General features: G+C 74.5%; 15 protein-coding genes and 2 pseudogenes. 8 read left to right on the top strand and 9 right to left on the bottom strand.

Going from position 1 to position 16,028, the window contains the following annotated elements; translation table 11 throughout:
• Positions 1-16 precede the first annotated feature (16 nt).
• The gene (locus AB0N29_RS15150) at positions 17-1,195 is read left to right on the top strand and encodes a pyridoxal phosphate-dependent aminotransferase (protein ID WP_302268437.1); all 1,179 of its coding nucleotides are present in this window, start codon (positions 17-19) and stop codon (positions 1,193-1,195) included.
• A gap of 12 nt (positions 1,196-1,207) precedes the next feature.
• Here AB0N29_RS15150 and AB0N29_RS15145 read toward each other — a convergent pair whose 3' ends face one another.
• Genes AB0N29_RS15145 through clpB form a run of 3 tightly spaced genes read right to left on the bottom strand, consistent with a single transcriptional unit; the run spans position 1,208 to position 5,729 of the window.
• Positions 1,208-1,933, bottom strand: coding sequence for a hypothetical protein (locus tag AB0N29_RS15145; RefSeq protein ID WP_364867935.1), 726 nt, complete (start codon positions 1,931-1,933; stop codon positions 1,208-1,210).
• 38 nt (positions 1,934-1,971) lie between these two features.
• Positions 1,972-3,123, bottom strand: coding sequence for a hypothetical protein (locus AB0N29_RS15140; protein ID WP_364867933.1), 1,152 nt, complete (start codon positions 3,121-3,123; stop codon positions 1,972-1,974).
• Between the two features lie 17 nt (positions 3,124-3,140).
• Positions 3,141-5,729, bottom strand: a complete 2,589-nt coding sequence (clpB, locus tag AB0N29_RS15135) for an ATP-dependent chaperone ClpB (RefSeq protein ID WP_364867931.1) — start codon at positions 5,727-5,729, stop codon at positions 3,141-3,143.
• A gap of 332 nt (positions 5,730-6,061) precedes the next feature.
• On the opposite strand from clpB, the gene AB0N29_RS15130 reads away from it, so the two are divergent.
• The 3 genes and pseudogenes from AB0N29_RS15130 to AB0N29_RS15120 form a co-directional block, all read left to right on the top strand.
• On the top strand, positions 6,062-6,862 hold the full coding sequence (locus AB0N29_RS15130; protein ID WP_302268441.1) for a hypothetical protein: 801 nt from the start codon (positions 6,062-6,064) through the stop codon (positions 6,860-6,862).
• Positions 6,859-7,464 (top strand): hypothetical protein, encoded by a 606-nt coding sequence (locus AB0N29_RS15125; protein WP_302268442.1) that lies wholly within the window; start codon positions 6,859-6,861, stop codon positions 7,462-7,464. The genes AB0N29_RS15130 and AB0N29_RS15125 overlap by 4 nt, the downstream gene beginning before the upstream one ends.
• A pseudogene (locus AB0N29_RS15120) lies at positions 7,461-7,814 on the top strand (response regulator transcription factor); the annotation flags it as partial. The gene AB0N29_RS15125 and the pseudogene AB0N29_RS15120, both read left to right, overlap by 4 nt.
• 308 nt (positions 7,815-8,122) lie before the next feature.
• Here the strand turns inward: AB0N29_RS15120 and AB0N29_RS15115 are convergent.
• Positions 8,123-8,296 carry a hypothetical protein gene (locus AB0N29_RS15115; protein WP_364867928.1) on the bottom strand — a complete coding sequence of 58 codons (174 nt, stop codon included), beginning with the start codon at positions 8,294-8,296 and terminating at the stop codon, positions 8,123-8,125.
• Between AB0N29_RS15115 and AB0N29_RS15110 the strand changes: the two are divergent.
• Positions 8,214-8,534 (top strand): annotated as a pseudogene (locus AB0N29_RS15110) (histidine kinase dimerization/phospho-acceptor domain-containing protein); the annotation flags it as partial. The gene AB0N29_RS15115 and the pseudogene AB0N29_RS15110 overlap by 83 nt on opposite strands.
• Positions 8,535-8,646: 112 nt before the next feature.
• Positions 8,647-8,976: an ATP-binding protein gene (locus AB0N29_RS15105; RefSeq protein WP_364867926.1), complete on the top strand. Its 330-nt coding sequence runs from the start codon at positions 8,647-8,649 to the stop codon at positions 8,974-8,976.
• 18 nt (positions 8,977-8,994) lie between these two features.
• On the opposite strand, the gene AB0N29_RS15100 is transcribed toward AB0N29_RS15105, so the two are convergent.
• The 5 genes from AB0N29_RS15100 to AB0N29_RS15080 all read right to left on the bottom strand — a co-directional run bounded on the left by AB0N29_RS15100 (position 8,995) and on the right by AB0N29_RS15080 (position 14,200).
• Positions 8,995-9,432, bottom strand: coding sequence for a MerR family transcriptional regulator (locus tag AB0N29_RS15100; RefSeq protein WP_302268444.1), 438 nt, complete (start codon positions 9,430-9,432; stop codon positions 8,995-8,997).
• Between the two features lies 1 nt (position 9,433).
• On the bottom strand, positions 9,434-10,621 hold the full coding sequence (dnaJ, locus tag AB0N29_RS15095) for a molecular chaperone DnaJ (RefSeq protein WP_364867924.1): 1,188 nt from the start codon (positions 10,619-10,621) through the stop codon (positions 9,434-9,436).
• A gap of 30 nt (positions 10,622-10,651) precedes the next feature.
• Positions 10,652-11,320 carry a nucleotide exchange factor GrpE gene (gene grpE / locus AB0N29_RS15090; RefSeq protein WP_302268446.1) on the bottom strand — a complete coding sequence of 223 codons (669 nt, stop codon included), beginning with the start codon at positions 11,318-11,320 and terminating at the stop codon, positions 10,652-10,654.
• A complete protein-coding gene (gene dnaK / locus AB0N29_RS15085) occupies positions 11,317-13,167 on the bottom strand; it encodes a molecular chaperone DnaK (protein WP_302268447.1) in 1,851 nt (616 codons plus the stop codon). The genes grpE and dnaK overlap by 4 nt, the downstream gene beginning before the upstream one ends.
• Before the next feature lie 109 nt (positions 13,168-13,276).
• Positions 13,277-14,200, bottom strand: a complete 924-nt coding sequence (locus AB0N29_RS15080) for a LysR family transcriptional regulator (RefSeq protein ID WP_302268448.1) — start codon at positions 14,198-14,200, stop codon at positions 13,277-13,279.
• A gap of 72 nt (positions 14,201-14,272) precedes the next feature.
• Here AB0N29_RS15080 and AB0N29_RS15075 point away from each other — a divergent pair, with 72 nt between their 5' ends.
• Together AB0N29_RS15075 and AB0N29_RS15070 are read left to right on the top strand one after the other, a co-directional pair.
• Positions 14,273-14,980 carry an amino acid racemase gene (locus AB0N29_RS15075; RefSeq protein ID WP_364867920.1) on the top strand — a complete coding sequence of 236 codons (708 nt, stop codon included), beginning with the start codon at positions 14,273-14,275 and terminating at the stop codon, positions 14,978-14,980.
• A gap of 14 nt (positions 14,981-14,994) precedes the next feature.
• Positions 14,995-16,023, top strand: a complete 1,029-nt coding sequence (locus tag AB0N29_RS15070) for a M28 family peptidase (protein WP_364867918.1) — start codon at positions 14,995-14,997, stop codon at positions 16,021-16,023.
• Positions 16,024-16,028 lie beyond the last annotated feature (5 nt).

The raw sequence follows: 16,028 nt of genomic DNA, 5'->3' as shown, positions 1-16,028 counted from the left end.
GCGTACCCTGGCCGACGTGCTCGCTCCCCGGACGGCCGCCCGCCTCCACGGCATCCCGCCGACGATCTTCACCGAGATGTCGGCGCTCGCGCTGCGGACCGGCTCGGTGAACCTCGGCCAGGGCTTCCCCGACGCCGACGGGCCGCCGGCGGTCGTCGAGGAGGCGGTCGCCGCGCTGCGCGGCGGCCACAACCAGTACGCCCCCGGGCCCGGTGTGCCGGCGCTGCGGCAGGCCGTCGCCCGCCACCAGCACCGGCACTACGGCCTCGAGCTGGACCCCGACTCCGAGGTGGTGGTGACGACCGGCGCGACCGAGGGGATCGCCGCCGCGCTGCTCGGCCTGGTGGACCCCGGGGACGAGGTGGTCGTGCTGGAGCCGTACTACGACTCCTACACCGCGATGATCCAGGTGGCCGGCGGGGTGCGCCGGCCGGTGACGCTGCGCGCGCCGGACTTCCGGCTGGACGCCGACGAGCTGCGCGCCGCCGTCGGCCCGCGGACGAAGCTGATCCTGCTCAACTCCCCGCACAACCCGACCGGCACCGTGCTGACCCGCGAGGAGCTGGCCGAGGTGGCGGCCGTGGCGATCGAGCACGACCTGGTCGTGGTGACCGACGAGGTCTACGAGCACCTGACCTTCGGTCACGAGCACGTGCCGCTCGCGACCCTCCCGGGCATGCGGGAGCGGACGCTGACCCTCTCCAGCGCCGGCAAGTCCTACTCCTTCACCGGGTGGAAGGTCGGCTGGGCGACCGGCCCGCGCGAGCTGGTCGGCGCGCTGCTCGGCGCCAAGCAGTGGTTGACCTTCACCTCCGGCTCGCCGCTGCAGCCGGCGGTGGCGCGGGCGCTCGACGAGGAGCCGGAGTGGCCGCGCGAGCTGGCCCGCGACCTGCGCTCGCGCCGGGACCTGCTCTGCGCGGGACTGGCCGAGGTGGGGATGGACGTCCGGGTGCCGGAGGGCACCTACTTCGCGATCGCCGACGTGGCGGCGTACGGCTGGGCCGACGGGCGGGAGTTCTGCCTCGCGCTGCCCGAGCGGGCCGGGGTGGTGGCGATCCCGGCCGTCGCCTTCCACGACGACGTCGAGGCGGGTCGGCACCTGGTGCGGTGGGCCTTCTGCAAGGAGACCGCCGTCATCGAGGACGGCCTCGCGCGGCTGCGCGAGGCCGACCTCTCCGCTCCCTCGGCCGGCTGACCCGGCGAGGGCTCAGCCCCAGGGCTGGGTGGTGCCCGTCGGCAGCTCCTGCTGCGGGCCACCGCGGCGGGCGAACCAGTCGCCGGCGCCGCCGGTGAAGAGCAGGACGACGACCGCGACGGATGCGATGAGCGGGACCGCGGAGACCAGCGAGAAGATCCCGACCAGGCTCAGCAGCGCGCTCAGGACGGCGCTGATCACCAGCAGCACCCGGGCGACGTTCGAGCGGCGCAGGGTGAGCACGGCCAGCGCGCAGGCGACCAGGCACCAGACCAGCAGCGCCGCCAGGATGACCACGAAGAGGGTGGCCAGCTGGTCGGCGCTGGGCACGTCGGTGCCGTCGAAGGCGGGGTCGCCCTCGATCTCGCGGCGGATGTCCTCGGAGAAGGACTCGCGGGCGACGATGAGCGCGATGGTGGCGATGCCGAACAGCAGCGCGCCCAGGCCGGCGCAGACCAGCGTGGTGATCGCCGCCGCGGTCACGGTCGAGGGGCGCTTGTCGGGGTCCCGCGGCGCGGTGCCGTGCCCCGGGCCGCCGTAGGGCTGTCCGCCGTACGGCTGACCGCCGTACGGCTGGCCGCCGTAGGGCTGGCCCGGCTGGCCGCCGTACGGGCCGGCGCCGGGCGCCTGCTGGCCGTACGGGTCGGCGGGCGGCTGCTGGGCGGAGGGGTCGTGCGGCGGCTGCTGGCCGTAGGGGTTCTCGCTCGGCGGGGGCGGACCGTAGGGGGAGTCGCTCATGGGGCCACTCTCCCAGACGGCGTGGCCCCGGACGCGGGTCAGCGCGCGGCGAAGAACGCCCGGACGTCGGGTCGGCCGAGCAGCACGATCGCCGCCACGCAGACCCCGAACGGCAGGACCGCCACGGGGCTGCCGAGCACCACGCTGAGCAGGCACAGCGCCGCCGCCAGCGCCGCGGAGACCAGCAGGGCGGTGCGCGCCCAGCGGGCGCCGCGCCAGGCGAACGCCGCCACGACCGCGGCGGCGAGCGACCAGAGGACCACCACCACGCCGGTGACGACGACGGAGTCCCGGACCGCCGAGCGCGACAGGTCGCTCTCGCTGAGCTCGGGGCTGCGGCTCAGCTGGTCCAGGACGAGGTCCGGCGCCGCGAGCATGACCAGCACCGCCATGCCCATCCCGACCGCCGCGAGACCGCTCCCGGCCCAGGTGAGCGCGCACGCCCAGACGAGGTTCGCCGGCCGGGTGTCGTGCGGGGGCGGGGCGTAGCCCAGCCGCGCGGGGTGCTGCGGCTCGTGCGGCCGCTGGGGAGCGGTCTGCTGCTGCGGTCCCCCGGGAGCCGTGCCGAAGCCCTGCCAGGCGCGGGGCTCAGCGGACCCGCTGCCCGAGGTGCCACCCGGGCCGGGCGTCGTCCCGGGAGCCTGCTGCGCGGGCTCGCGGGGCGGCTCGGGCATCGGCGGGGGCCAGCCCGCGCCCGACGCGCCCGAGCGGCCGGACCCCTCCTGGCGGGCCTGCTGGCCCGGCCGCTCCGGCCGCTCGGGAGGCTGGGTCCCGTCGAACCAGGAGCGGGTCGGCTGCATCCAGAGCACGACGACCGCGGCCGCCACGATGGAGGACACGAAGCCGCCGGCCGCCATGCCGGTGAGGAAGAGCGGCAGCGCGAGGACCGACAGCGCGAGCCGGGCCCCGCGCGAGCGCTGCAGCACGAAGTACCCGAGCACGGCCGCCGCGGCCGCGCAGGCCCCGGCCGTCATGGCGAGCACCCGGAGCAGGTCGAGGACCTCGGAGGTGTCCAGGCCCAGGCCGTCGCCCGGCGGGACGGCCAGGAAGTCCTCGACGGACTCGCGGGTCTCGAGACTGGTGAGCCCCGAGACCCGCTCGAAGACCGAGAGCACGACGAACACCGAGCCGCCCATGATCATCCAGGCCGACAGCGTGGCCTGGCGCGGACGGGCAGGTGTGTCGCTCATGCCCTCATTCAACCGGGTCAGTGCGCGCGGAGCTCCAGCCCCTCGCCGCCGACGTCGACCGAGACCGCGCCGCCGTCGACGACCTCGCCGCTGATCAACAGCTTCGCGAGCGGGTCGCCGATCGCCGACTGGATGAGCCGGCGCAGCGGGCGGGCGCCGTACGCCGGGTCCCAGCCCTTCTCGGCCAGCCACGCCTTCGCGGCCTCGGAGACCTCGATCGAGATCCGCCGCACCGCCAGCCGCTGCCCGAGCAGCCCGAGCTGGATGTCGACGATCCGGGTGAGGTCGGCCAGCGAGAGGGCGTCGAAGGTGACGATCTCGTCGAGCCGGTTGAGGAACTCGGGCTTGAACGAGGAGCGGACCACCGCCATCACCGACTCGCGCTTCTTCTCAGGGTCCAGCGTGGGGTCGACCAGGTAGGTCGAGCCCAGGTTGCTGGTGAGGATCAGCAGCGTGTTGCGGAAGTCGACGGTGCGGCCCTGCCCGTCGGTGAGTCGGCCGTCGTCGAGCACCTGCAGGAGGATGTCGAAGACCTCCGGGTGGGCCTTCTCGACCTCGTCGAGGAGCACCACGGAGTACGGCCGGCGACGCACCGCCTCGGTCAGCTGGCCGCCCTCGTCGTAGCCGACGTAGCCGGGAGGCGCACCGACCAGGCGCGAGACCGCGTGCTTCTCGGAGTACTCGCTCATGTCGATGCGGACGATCGCCCGCTCGTCGTCGAAGAGGAAGTCGGCCAGCGCCTTGGCCAGCTCGGTCTTGCCGGTGCCGGTGGGGCCGAGGAAGAGGAACGACCCGGTCGGGCGGTTCGGGTCGGCGATGCCGGCCCGCGAGCGGCGTACGGCGTCGCTCACCGCGGTCACCGCCTCGCGCTGGCCGATCAGCCGCTCGCCGATGACCTCCTCCATCCGCAGCAGCTTGGCGGTCTCGCCCTCGAGCATCCGCCCGGTCGGGATGCCGGTCCAGGCCTCCACGACCTCCGCGATCTGCTCGGCGCCGACCTCCTCGCCGACCAGCGGCTCGAGAGCGCTCTTCTCGGCCGACGCGGCCGCCTCGATCTGCTTCTCCAGCTCGGGGATCCGGCCGTACTGGATCTCGCTGGCACCGGCGAGGTCGCCGTCGCGGAGCAGCTTCTCGGCCTCGATCCGCAGCTGGTCGAGCTGGCGGCGCAGCTCGCCCTCGCCCTCGAGGGACTGCTTCTCCGCCTCCCACCGCGCCTCCAGCGCGCGCAGCTCCTCCTCGCGGTCGGCGCGGTCGGCGCGCAGCCGCTCGAGGCGCTCGAGGGAGGCCTCGTCGGACTCCTTGGCGAGCGCGAACTCCTCCATCTTCAGCCGGTCCAGGCGGCGGCGGAGCTCGTCGATCTCCTCAGGGGAGGACTCGATCTCCATCCGCAGCCGGCTCGCGGCCTCGTCGACGAGGTCGATGGCCTTGTCGGGCAGCTGGCGCCCGGTGATGTAGCGGTCGCTGAGGGTCGCGGCGGCGACGAGCGCGGCGTCGGTGATCCGCACGCCGTGGTGCGCCTCGTACTTCTCCTGGATGCCGCGCAGGATCTGCACGGTGTCCTCGACGCTGGGCTCCCCCACGAACACCTGCTGGAAGCGGCGCTCGAGGGCGGGGTCCTTCTCGATCCGCTCGCGGTACTCGTCGAGCGTCGTCGCGCCGATCATGTGCAGCTCGCCGCGGGCGAGCATCGGCTTGAGCATGTTGCCGGCGTCCATCGCCGAGTCGCCGCCGGCGCCCGCGCCGACGACGGTGTGCAGCTCGTCGATGAATGTGATGACCTGGCCGCCGGCGTCACTGATCTCCTCGAGGACGGCCTTGAGGCGCTCCTCGAACTCGCCGCGGTACTTCGCGCCGGCGACCATCGCCGCCAGGTCCAGGCTCAGCACCCGCCGGCCCTTGAGGGAGTCCGGCACGTCGCCGGCGACGACGCGCTGGGCGAGGCCTTCGACGACGGCGGTCTTGCCGACACCGGGCTCGCCGATGAGGACCGGGTTGTTCTTGGTGCGTCGCGAGAGCACCTGCACGACGCGGCGGATCTCGGAGTCGCGGCCGATGACCGGGTCGAGCCGGCCCTCCTCGGCGGCCCGGGTGAGGTCGACGGAGTACTTCTCGAGCGCCTCGTAGGTCGACTCGGCGTCCTCGCTGGTGACCCGGCGGTTGCCGCGGACGGCGGTCAGCGACTCGCGCAGCCCGTCGGAGGTCAGCCCGGCGTCGGTCAGCACGGTGCGCGCGCTGCTCTCGACGGTGGCCAGCGAGATCAGCAGGTGCTCGCTGGCGACGTACTCGTCCTTCATCGACGACGCGAGGTCGAGCGCGCCGGCGAGCACGCGGGTCAGCGCCGGCGAGGCGCTGGGCTGCTGGACGGTCGCCCCGGAGGCCTTCGGCAGGCGGTCCCGCTCGGCCGCGGCCGTGCGGACCAGGGAGGCGACGTCGACGCCGGCCTTGGCGACCAGGTTGGCGGCGGTGCCGTTCTCCTGGAGGAGCAGGGCCACCAGCAGGTGGACCGGCTCGGTGTGGCTGTTGCCGGCCGTGGTGGCGGAGAGCTGCGCGGCCTCGATGGCCTCGCGGCTGCGGGTCGTGAACTTCTCAGCGCCGAACTGGCTCATGCATGTCTCCTGTGACGTGGTGGACCAGGGTGGTCCAGGGTGGTCGTACTTCGTGCAACGCACCAGGAGTTGAGTCTGTTCCACTCAACTTCACGATGTTCCTGCAGGTCGGAGCCGTGCGGCGGCTGCAGCCCCTCGCCCCTGCCTACCGGGGCGCACCCTCGGGCGCCAGGGCAGGAGTACCCCTGCACCGACCCCTGACCCGCCACCCCCGGTCGCGGGCCCCCTGACCCGATCGGGCCATTTCCACCCCAACCACGCGACCGGGGCGGGACGCGCGTCCTAGCGTCCCTCCGGGAGCCCCGGCCTGGCCGGGGCGGGGGAGGAAACACATGACGGCCTTCACGGCCGCGAGCGGGGCGGGCCTGCTCGCGCACGGCGTGCACTGGCTCATCGTGCTCGGCGGCACCGCCGGGATGCTGGCGCTGGTGCTCCCGGCCGCGCTCGACCGGCTCGCCCCGCGCCTCGCGCCGCGGCTCAGCCCGCCGCCGGCGGCGCCGCGCGACGAGCACGAGCGGCGGGTGCACGAGGTCCGGGTCCGGCTGCTGGCCGGAGCGCCCAGCGGCGTGCCCACCGGCACGCCGTTCTTTCCCGCCGACGCCCGCGCCGACACCCTCGCCGACACCGGCGACCGGCCCGGCCCGTCGTCCGCCGCCTGCCTCACCCTCCCGCTCGCACTCGTGGCCGGCACCGCGGCCGCCGGGGTGCACGCGGCCGTGGGCGCGGCCCACCTGGGCGACCAGCCGGCGCTCGGCGGCTTCTTCCTGCTCTGCGCGCTCGGCCAGCTCGGCTGGGCGGCGCTCGCGCCGGCCGGCACCGGCCCCGCGCTGCTCCGCGCGGCAGCGGTCGGGAACGCCGCCCTCGTCCTGGTCTGGGCGGTCTCGCGCACGGTCGGCCTGCCCGACCTCGGGCCGCTCGCCGGCGGCACCGAGCCGGTGGGGACCTGGGACCTGCTCGCCGCCGGCTGGGAGGTCGTCGTGGTCCTCGCCTGCGGGCGGCTGCTGGCCGCCGCTCCCCTGGCCGCGGGCACCCGCGTCCCCGGCTGGCGGGACTGGCACCCGGCCGCCCGCCGCTTCCTGGTCGGCTCGGCGCTGGTCCTGGCGCTCACGTCCCTGGCGGGGGTGCCCGCATGATCGAGTCCTGGGTCGTCGGCCTGGTCTGCAACGCGGTGATCATGCTCGCCTACCTGCTGATCAGCGTCGCGATCGTCGTGCCGCTGTGGCGCAGCCACCAGCTGCGGTCCAACCCGCTGGGTGCCGCGACGGCCGCGATCTTCCTCTCCTGCGCCGTGCACCACGGCGCGCACTCGGTGCACATGCTGATGCCCGAGCTCGGCGTCGACCTCGCCGCGGGGTACGCCATGCGCACCGCCTGGGGCTGGCCGCTGGCGATCTCCGACGTCGTCGGCGCACTGGTCGGTGTCTGGTACTGGTCGCTGCGCCGGACCTACGCGAGCCTGATGCAGGGGGCCCAGCTCTTCGAGGACCTCCGCCGCCGCGAGCAGCAGGCGCTCGAGCTCAACGACACGGTCCTGCAGGGCATGGTCGTGGCGAAGATGGCGCTCGACCTCGACGACCCGGCCAAGGCCCACGCCGCGCTCGACACCTCCATCGACTCCGCCAGCCGGATCATCACCGGGCTGCTGGGCAGCGAGCACTTCGACGTCGGCATGACCCGCAGCGCGCCCGCCGCCGTCACCCCTGCCGAGCCCGTCCACGGAAGGCCGACCCCATGAGCGCCGTACCCGCCCCCGACGCCCCGCGCGTGGTGGTCATCGACGACACCGCCGACCTGCGCGAGCTGCTGCGGCTCGCGCTGGTCCGCGGCGGGTTCGACGTCGTCGCCGAGGCCGGGGACGGCCTCGCCGGCATCGAGGCGGTCCGCGAGGGACGCCCCGACGTCGTGCTCCTCGACCTCTCCATGCCGGTCATGGACGGGCTCGAGGCGCTGCCGACCATCCGCCGGCTCGCGCCGCGGGCCGCGATCGTGGTGCTCTCCGGCTTCGGCGCCACCCAGATGTCGGCGCGGGCCATGGCGGCCGGCGCGGACGGCTACGTGCAGAAGGGCGCCTCGCTCACCTCGATCCTCGACTACGTCCGCGACGTGGTGGCCGGAGGGCTGGTGCGGGCGCCGCGATCCCTGTCGGTGGTCCCGGAGCCGCCGCCGCTCGCCCCGGAGGAACCGGACCAGATGACCCCAGACGGACCACCCGCGCGCGACGGGGGCGACACCCTGACGCGCGCGGACGCCCGGCGCCGGCCGACCGTGCACGCGCCGGACACCAGCGAGCCGGCGCACCCGCCGGTCGGACCGCACGTCTCGTCCTGGGAGGCGCTCGGCATGGCGCCGTACGGCGTGCTCGAGCTGGCCGACGAGCCGCTCTTCCGCGTCGTCTACGCCAACACCGTCGCCCAGCGGCTGCTCGTGGAGCGCTGCACGCCCGGCACGCCGCTCTCGCTGGCCGCGCCGGAGCTGGCCGGGCTGGTGGCGTTCCACCGGCTCGAGAACGACGCGTCCTTCGAGGTCGTCCTGCCCGGCGGGGCCGTCCGCGCGACGCTGCGCCGCACCGGCTGGTCGGTGCTGGTCTACCTCGACTCCACCGCCGAGGACGTCGGCCTCCTGCGCCGGGCGATCGCCACGACCGCGCACGAGATCCGCGGGCCGGTCGCGGTGATCTGCGGGATCGCCGAGACCATGGGCGGGCCGGAGCTCGACACCGAGCAGCGCGACCGGCTGATGGGCTCGGTCGCCCGGCAGGCCCGGATGCTCGACAGCATCACCGCCGACCTGCTGACCGCCGCGCAGATCCAGCGCGGCACCCTCCGCATCGACCTGCAGACCGTCGACCCGCGCTCAGTCGTCGAGTCGGTCGTCGCGGACCGCTACGACGTCACCGTCCGCGTCGACGACCCGCCCGGTGCGCGCCGACCCGCTGCGGTTGGAGCAGATGCTCACCAACCTGCTCGGCAACGCCCACAAGTACGGCGCCGCGCCGTACACCGTGCACGTCCGGCCGGACGGCGACCTGGTCTCCATCGACGTGGTCGACGCCGGCGACGGGGTGCCCGAGGAGTTCCGCGCCTCGCTGTTCCGGGAGTTCGCCCGGGCCCACGGGACGGTCGCGACCGGCACCGGCCTGGGACTGCACGTGGTGCGCACGCTCGCCGAGGCGCAGAGCGGCCGCGCGTCGTACGCGCCCGGCCCCTACGGCGGGTCGGTGTTCACGATCAGCCTGCGCGCCTGCTGAGGCGCGTCCGGCCCCTGGTCAGCGGCCGCGGCGCCAGACGACGACGGCGGCGGAGGGGTCCGGCGAGCGGAGCACCGGCAGCTTGTTGGCCGGGGCGTCGGTACGCCGCGCGGTCAGCGCCTGGCGCAGCGCGTCGCGGGTGGCGTCGAGCTCGGCGTGCAGCTCCTCGGTGCGCGAGCGCAGCGCGAGGACCTGGTTCTGCAGCTCCATGATCCGCCGCACCCCCTCGATGCCGATCCCGGCGGAGGTGAGCTCGGCGATCTCGCGCAGCCGCTCGATGTCGCGGTGGGAGTAGCGCCGCCCGCCGCCACCGGTGCGGCCCGGCGTGATCAGGCCGAGCCGCTCGTAGGTGCGCAGGGTCTGCGGGTGCAGACCGGTCAGCTCGGCGGCGACGCTGATGACGTAGACGGCTGCATCGGGACCCGGCACGAACGGCGGGGGTGTCGACGCAGCCATCTCAGGCCCCCTCGAACAGCCCGGCCCGCAGCGGCTTGCCGGCCATCGCCTCGCGGTAGGCCTCGACCGCCTCGCGCGCCTTCGCGTCGAGCACCGCCGGCACCTGCACCTCGACGGTCGCGAGCAGGTCGCCCGTCGTGCCGTCCGGCTTGGGCGCCCCCTTGCCGCGGACGCGGAAGGTGCGGCCGTTCGGCGTGCCCGGGGGCAGCCGGAGGGTGACCGGGGCACCGGTGAGGGTCGGGATCTTCACCTCGGCCCCCAGCGCGGCCTCGTCGAAGGAGACCGGCACGTCGAGGGTGAGGTTGGCGTCCTTGCGGCCGAAGATGCGGTGCGGGGAGACCTTGACGTCGACGTACAGGTCGCCGGCCGGGCCGCCGGCCTCGCCGGCCGCACCCTTGCCGCGCAGCCGGATCCGCTGGCCGTCCTTGACCCCCGCCGGGATGCGCGCCTGGATGGTGCGCGCCGAAGTGCCGCGTCCGCTGCCGTGGCAGGTCGGGCACGCCTCGTCGTACACCAGCTGGCGCCCGCCGCAGCGCGGGCAGGTCTCGTTGATGCTGAACGCACCGCCGGCCGAGCCGACGACGTACCCGGCGCCCTCGCACTCGGGGCAGACCTTGGGCTTGGTGCCGGGCTTGCCGCCGGTGCCGGAGCAGGTCGGGCACGGCGCGTCGGAGGACAGCCGCAGGGACACGGTCACGCCCTCGATCGCCTCGGTGAAGCCGATCGTCGCCGTGGTCTCGATGTCGGCGCCCTTCTGCGGGCGCCGGGTCTGCTGGGTGCGGCGGCCGGCGCCGAACAGGTCGCCGAACATGTCGCCGAACCCGCCGCCGCCCCCGGCCCGCTCGCGCAGCAGGTCCTCGAGGTTGATGCCGCCCGGGCCGCCCGCGCCACCACCACCGAAGCCGCCCCCGCCGAAGCCGCCACGGAAGCCGCCGGAGCCGTAGAGCGAGCGCATCTCGTCGTACTTCTTGCGCTTCTCGGGGTCGCCGACGACGTCGTACGCCTCGGCCACCGCCTTGAACTTCTCGTGCTTGGCGGTGTCACCGGGGTTGGAGTCGGGGTGGTTGGCGCGCGCGAGCCTGCGGTAGGCCTTCTTGACCTCCTCGGCCGTGGCGTCCTTCTTCACGCCGAGCTCGGCGTAGAAGTCCTTCTGGGCCCAGTCGGCCCGGAAGCCGTCATCGGTGCTCACGCGCACCTCCCTCCCTCATCTGTGCTGGTCCTACTGGGCCGGGTCGGCGACCAGGACCTGGGCCGCGCGGACGACCCGGTCTCCGATCCGGTAGCCGGCCTTGGCGATCACCTTGCAGGTGGTCACCTCGACGTCCGGGTCCTCGCCGACGTGGCTGAGCGCCTCGTGCAGGCTCGGGTCGAACGCGTCGCCGGGGGTGCCGAACTTGGCCAGCCCCAGCTTCTCGACCGTCCGCTCGAGCTGCTCGGCGACGGTCTTGAACCCGCCCTCGAGCTCAGCGTGCTCGCGCGCCCGGTCGATGGTGTCGAGCACCTCGATGATCGGGGTGAGCGCGGCGTACGTCGCGTTCTCCCGGATCAGCTCGCGGTCCCGCTCGACGCGGCGCTTGTAGTTGACGAACTCGGCCTGCAGGCGCTGCAGGTCGGCCGTCCGCTCGGCGAGGTCCATCCGGGTGACGGTGAGCTCGTCCTGCGCCGGGTCGGACGCGGGCGCGCCCGCCGCGTCGGCGGGCCCGCCCTGGACGTCCTCGGGCGACAGGTCCGGGCCGGGCGCGGCGGGGGTCTCGGCGACCCCTGCCTCGTCCACGTGGCCCGCGGCGTCGCCGGTGACCGGGTCGACCGGGTCGTCGGTCATCGGCGGGCCGCCCACGTCCTCCGATCGAGCGTCCTCGGGCTGTGCCGGCTCGTGGGCGCCGCTCACTTGGTCTCGCCCTCGGTGCCCTCGTCGACGACCTCGGCGTCGACGATGTCGTCGTCGGCGTCACCGGTCGCGCCGGCGGTGCCACCGGCGGCGGAGGCGTCGGCCTCGGCCGCGGCGTACATCGCCGCACCCATCTTCTGGCTGGACTCGCCGAGCTTGGTGACGCCGGCCTGGATCTCCTCGGCCGAGGCCTCGGTGTTCTCCAGGATCGCCTTGAGGGCGTCGGTGTCGGCCTGGACCTCGGTCTTGACCTCGTCCGGGATCTTCTCGCCGTTGTCGGCCAAGAACTTCTCGGTCGTGTAGACGAGCTGGTCGGCCTGGTTGCGGGCGTCCACCGCGGCACGACGCTTGGCGTCCTCCTCGGCGTACTGCTCGGCCTCGCGGACCATCCGGTCGATGTCGTCCTTGCTCAGCGCGGAGCCGCCGGAGATCGTCATCGACTGCTCCTTGCCGGAGGCCTGGTCCTTGGCGGTGACGTGGACGATGCCGTTGGCGTCGATGTCGAAGGTGACCTCGATCTTCGGCACGCCGCGCGGGGCCGGCGGCAGGCCGGTCAGCTCGAAGTTGCCGAGCGGCTGGTTCTGCGACCACATCTGGCGCTCGCCCTGGGCCACCTTGATCTCGACCGACGGCTGGTTGTCGTCGGCGGTCGTGAAGATCTCCGAGCGCTTGGTCGGGATGGTGGTGTTGCGCTCGATCAGCGTGGTCATCACGCCGCCCTTGGTCTCGATGCCGAGGGAGAGCGGGGTGACGTCGAGCAGCAGGACGTCCTTGACCTCGCCCTTGAGGACACCGGCCTGGAGCGCGGCGCCGAGCGCCACGACCTCGTCGGGGTTGACGCCCTTGTTGGGCTCCTTGCCGCCGAGCAGCTCCTTGACGACGTCGGTCACGGCCGGCATGCGGGTCGAGCCGCCGACGAGGACCACGTGGTCGATCTCGCTGACCTTGACGCCACCGTCCTTGAGCACCTGCTGGAAGGGCGCCTTGGTGCGCTCGAGCAGGTCGGCGGTGAGCTTCTGGAACTCGCTGCGGGTCAGCCGCTCCTCGAAGTGCAGCGGGCCGGACTCGCCGTGGGTGATGTAGGGCAGGTGGATCGTGGTCTCCGAGGAGGAGGACAGCTCGATCTTCGCCTTCTCCGCGGCCTCCTGCAGGCGCTGCTTGGCGATCTTGTCGGCGGCCAGGTCCACGCCGTTGGCGTTCTTGAACTTGGTGACCATCCAGTCGACGACGCGGGAGTCCCAGTCGTCACCGCCGAGGTGGTTGTCGCCGGAGGTCGCCTTGACCTCGACGACGCCCTCACCGATCTCCAGCAGCGAGACGTCGAACGTGCCGCCACCGAGGTCGAAGACGAGGATCAGCTGGTCGTCGCCCTTGTCCAGGCCGTAGGCCAGCGCGGCCGCAGTGGGCTCGTTGACGATCCGCTGGACGTTGAGGCCCGCGATCTCGCCGGCCTCCTTGGTGGCCTGGCGCTGGGAGTCGGAGAAGTACGCCGGGACCGTGATGACCGCGTCGGTGACCGTCTCGCCGAGGTAGGCCTCCGCGTCCCGCTTCAGCTTCTGCAGCACGAACGCGCTGATCTGCTGCGGGGTGAAGTCCTTGTCGTCGATCTTCTGCTTCCAGTCGGTGCCCATGTGGCGCTTGACCGACCGGATCGTCCGGTCGACGTTGGTGACGGCCTGCCGCTTGGCGACCTCACCGACGAGGACCTCGCCGGACTTGGCGAACGCGACGACCGACGGGGTGGTCCGGGCGCCTTCCGCGTTCGCGATGACGGTGGGCTCGCCGCCCTCCAGGACCGACACGACGCTGTTCGTCGTGCCGAGGTCGATGCCGACCGCACGTGCCATGGGATGCAACCTCCACTTGCTCGGGTGTACTGCTGGGTGTCGGGGGGACCGGCGCACGGGCGCCGCAGGTCCGGGTCCGAGTCTGACAGACGACTTGAGCCCGTCCAACTCAACTTTGCTCACTGGGCACAACGGAGGAACCGGCCGGGTTGTTCCCGACGGCGACGAGCCGGGCGACCAGCGCCGCGGTCGCCGGGACGGCCTCGGCGCCCGGGCGGTGCGCGAGCCCGACGTGGCGCCGGCCGAGCACGGGGAGGTCGAGGACCTGCACCCCGGGGTGGCGGTACGCCGCGAGCGCGGACTCCGGGAGCACGGTGACGCCGAGCCCGCGGGCGACGAGGTTCTGCACCACCACGTAGTCGTCGGTGGTGTGCCGGATGGTGGGGGTGAAGCCGGCGGCCTCGCAGCAGTCGACCAGGTGGGTCCGGCAGCGCACGCAGCCGCCGATCCAGTCCGCCGCGGCGAGGGTCGCCAGCCCCCGGCGGCCCGGTCCGGGGTGGCCGGGCGGGACGACCAGGCGCACCGGCTCGTCGAGCAGCGGCCGCCAGGCCAGCGTCCCGAGGCCGGTCGGCGGGCCGTCGTACCCGAAGACGAGGGCGAGGTCGGCGTCGCCGGCGACGACGGCGGCCAGCGCCTCGGGCGGCTCGGCCTCCTCCAGCCCGACCTCGATCTCGGGGTGCGCGGCGGCCAGGGCGCCCACCGCGTCGGGGACGAGCGTCGCGGCGGCCGAGGGGAAGGCGACCAGGCGCACGCGCCCGGCGCGCAGCTGGTGCAGCGCCGCGAGCTCCTCGTCGGCCGCGTGCAGCTCGGCGGCCACCACGTCGGCGCGGCGCAGCAGCGCCCGACCCGCCTCGGTCGGGGTCACCCCCGCCGGGCCGCGCAGCAGCAGCGGACCCCCGGCCTCGCGCTCGAGCCGGGCGAGGTGCTGGCTCACCGCGGGCTGGGTCCAGCCCAGCTCGCGGGCGGCCGCGCTGATCGAGCCGGCCCGGGCGACGTCGCGCAGGAGCAGGAGGCGGCGGGGGTCGAGGGCCATAGGGAGAACTTATGCCCGTTCCTAGGAGAGCGGGGATTCCCTTGGGTCCTCCGGGCCCCCACGCTGGGACGCATGCAGACCATCGGACTCGTCGGCGGCATGTCCTGGCACTCGACCGCCACCTACTACCGGCTGATCAACGAGGAGGTCGCCGTGCGCCTCGGCGGCCACGCCTCCGCCCGCATCTCGCTGCAGTCGCTGGACTTCGCGGAGGTCCGCGACTGCCAGGTCCGGGGCGACTGGGCCGGCTCCGCGGCGCTGCTCGCCGACGCCGCGCGCCGCTGCGAGGCCGGCGGCGCCGACCTCGTCGGGCTGTGCACCAACCTCATGCACAAGAACTTCCCCGCCATGGAGTCCGCCGTCTCCGTCCCGGCGATCCACATCGCCGACGCCGTCGCGGCCGTCGCGCGGCGGGAGGGGTGGACGACGCTCGGCCTGCTCGGCACCCGCTGGGTGATGGAGGAGACCTTCTACGCCGACCGGCTCGCCACGCAGGGCATCGCCGTGGTCGTCCCCGAGGAGGACGAGCGGGCGATGGTCGACCGGGTCGTCTTCGACGAGCTGACCCAGGGCGTCCTCCGCGACGAGTCCCGGGCGGCGTACGTCGAGGTGATGGCGGGCCTGCGCGCCCGCGGGGCCGACGCGGTGGTGCTGGCCTGCACCGAGATCGGCCTGCTCGTCAGCCCGGAGCAGGCACCGCTCCCCGTCGTCGACTCCGCCGTCGCCCACGCCTCGCTGCTGGTCGACCTCGCGCTCGAGCCGCAGCCGACGCCCGCGTAGGGCACCATCGGGGGATGCGCCGGCCCCTGATCGCCTCGCTCGGGCTGGCGCTGTGCCTGCTGCCGGCCTGCAGCGGCGCCGACGACCCGTCGGCGGACCCGTCCGGCGCTCCCTCATCGTCGCCCGCACCGACCAGCACGACCAGCACGACCACGACCACGGCCGCGCCCACGGCCGCGCCCACACCCGCCACGGCCGACCCAGCAACGCCCGGCGCGGGTCCCCCGGCCGTGCGCCGGGTCTCCCCCGACGACGTGCGCCTCGCGACCGCGGTGGCGGCGGTCGAGCACCTGGCGGGCACGGTGGGCCCACGGCCGGGCACGTCGCCGGCGTACCGCCGCGCGGCCCGGTGGGTCGGCACCCGCTTGACGTCCCTCGGCTGGTCGGTGGAGCGCCAGGCGTTCCCGACGCCCGCGGGCGTCTCCTGGGGCGTGCCGGTCCGCGGCGGCCGGTCGACGAACGTGGTCGCGACCCGCGGCGACGTCCGCCCCGGCCGACCCTGGCTGCTGGTCGGCGCCCACCTCGACACCGTGCCGCAGGCGCCCGGCGCGGAGGACAACGCCTCGGGCGTCGGCGTCCTGCTGGCCGTCGCCGAGGCGCTGGCGGAGCGGCGGACGCGGCTGCCGGTGGTGCTGGTCGCGTTCGGGTCCGAGGAGCCGCGCGGGCCCGGCGACGACGACCACCACTACGGCTCCCGGGCGTACGTCGCCGGGCTGACGACCGCGGAGCGGGGCAGCCTGAACGGCATGGTCTCCCTCGACCGGGTCGGCGTGGGGTCGGTGCTCCCGGTGGGGAGCGCGGGCGCCGGCGACCAGGTCCAGCGCCAGCTGCTCGCGGCGGCCGGGCGGGCCGGCGTCCCGACGGTCAGCGACCTGGAGCAGCGGTCGAGCGACCACTGGTCCTTCGTGCGGGCCGGGCTCCCGGGGGCACGGCTGGGGAGCACGTCGTACGCGGCGTACCACTCGGCCGACGACGTGCCCGCGGTCGTGTCCCGCGACCAGCTGCGGCGGACGGCGCGGACCGTCCTGGCCTGGCTGCGCTGACGCCG

The sequence above is a fragment of the Nocardioides sp. NPDC092400 genome (assembly GCF_040684155.1).
Classification (GTDB): domain Bacteria; phylum Actinomycetota; class Actinomycetes; order Propionibacteriales; family Nocardioidaceae; genus Nocardioides.
The sequence above is the reverse complement of the archived record's forward strand: the minus strand, read 5'-3'. Positions and strand labels throughout refer to the sequence as shown.

What these genes read in the sequence shown, in the direction of transcription:
- AB0N29_RS15145 (WP_364867935.1), bottom strand. Translation starts at nt 1,933, where the DNA reads ATGAGCGACTCCCCCTACGGTCCGCCCCCGCCGAGCGAGAACCCCTAC.
- AB0N29_RS15140 (WP_364867933.1), bottom strand. Translation starts at nt 3,123, where the DNA reads ATGAGCGACACACCTGCCCGTCCGCGCCAGGCCACGCTGTCGGCCTGG.
- clpB (WP_364867931.1), bottom strand. Translation starts at nt 5,729, where the DNA reads ATGAGCCAGTTCGGCGCTGAGAAGTTCACGACCCGCAGCCGCGAGGCC.
- AB0N29_RS15130 (WP_302268441.1), top strand. Translation starts at nt 6,062, where the DNA reads ATGACGGCCTTCACGGCCGCGAGCGGGGCGGGCCTGCTCGCGCACGGC.
- AB0N29_RS15125 (WP_302268442.1), top strand. Translation starts at nt 6,859, where the DNA reads ATGATCGAGTCCTGGGTCGTCGGCCTGGTCTGCAACGCGGTGATCATG.
- AB0N29_RS15100 (WP_302268444.1), bottom strand. Translation starts at nt 9,432, where the DNA reads ATGGCTGCGTCGACACCCCCGCCGTTCGTGCCGGGTCCCGATGCAGCC.
- dnaK (WP_302268447.1), bottom strand. Translation starts at nt 13,167, where the DNA reads ATGGCACGTGCGGTCGGCATCGACCTCGGCACGACGAACAGCGTCGTG.
- AB0N29_RS15080 (WP_302268448.1), bottom strand. Translation starts at nt 14,200, where the DNA reads ATGGCCCTCGACCCCCGCCGCCTCCTGCTCCTGCGCGACGTCGCCCGG.
- AB0N29_RS15075 (WP_364867920.1), top strand. Translation starts at nt 14,273, where the DNA reads ATGCAGACCATCGGACTCGTCGGCGGCATGTCCTGGCACTCGACCGCC.
- AB0N29_RS15070 (WP_364867918.1), top strand. Translation starts at nt 14,995, where the DNA reads ATGCGCCGGCCCCTGATCGCCTCGCTCGGGCTGGCGCTGTGCCTGCTG.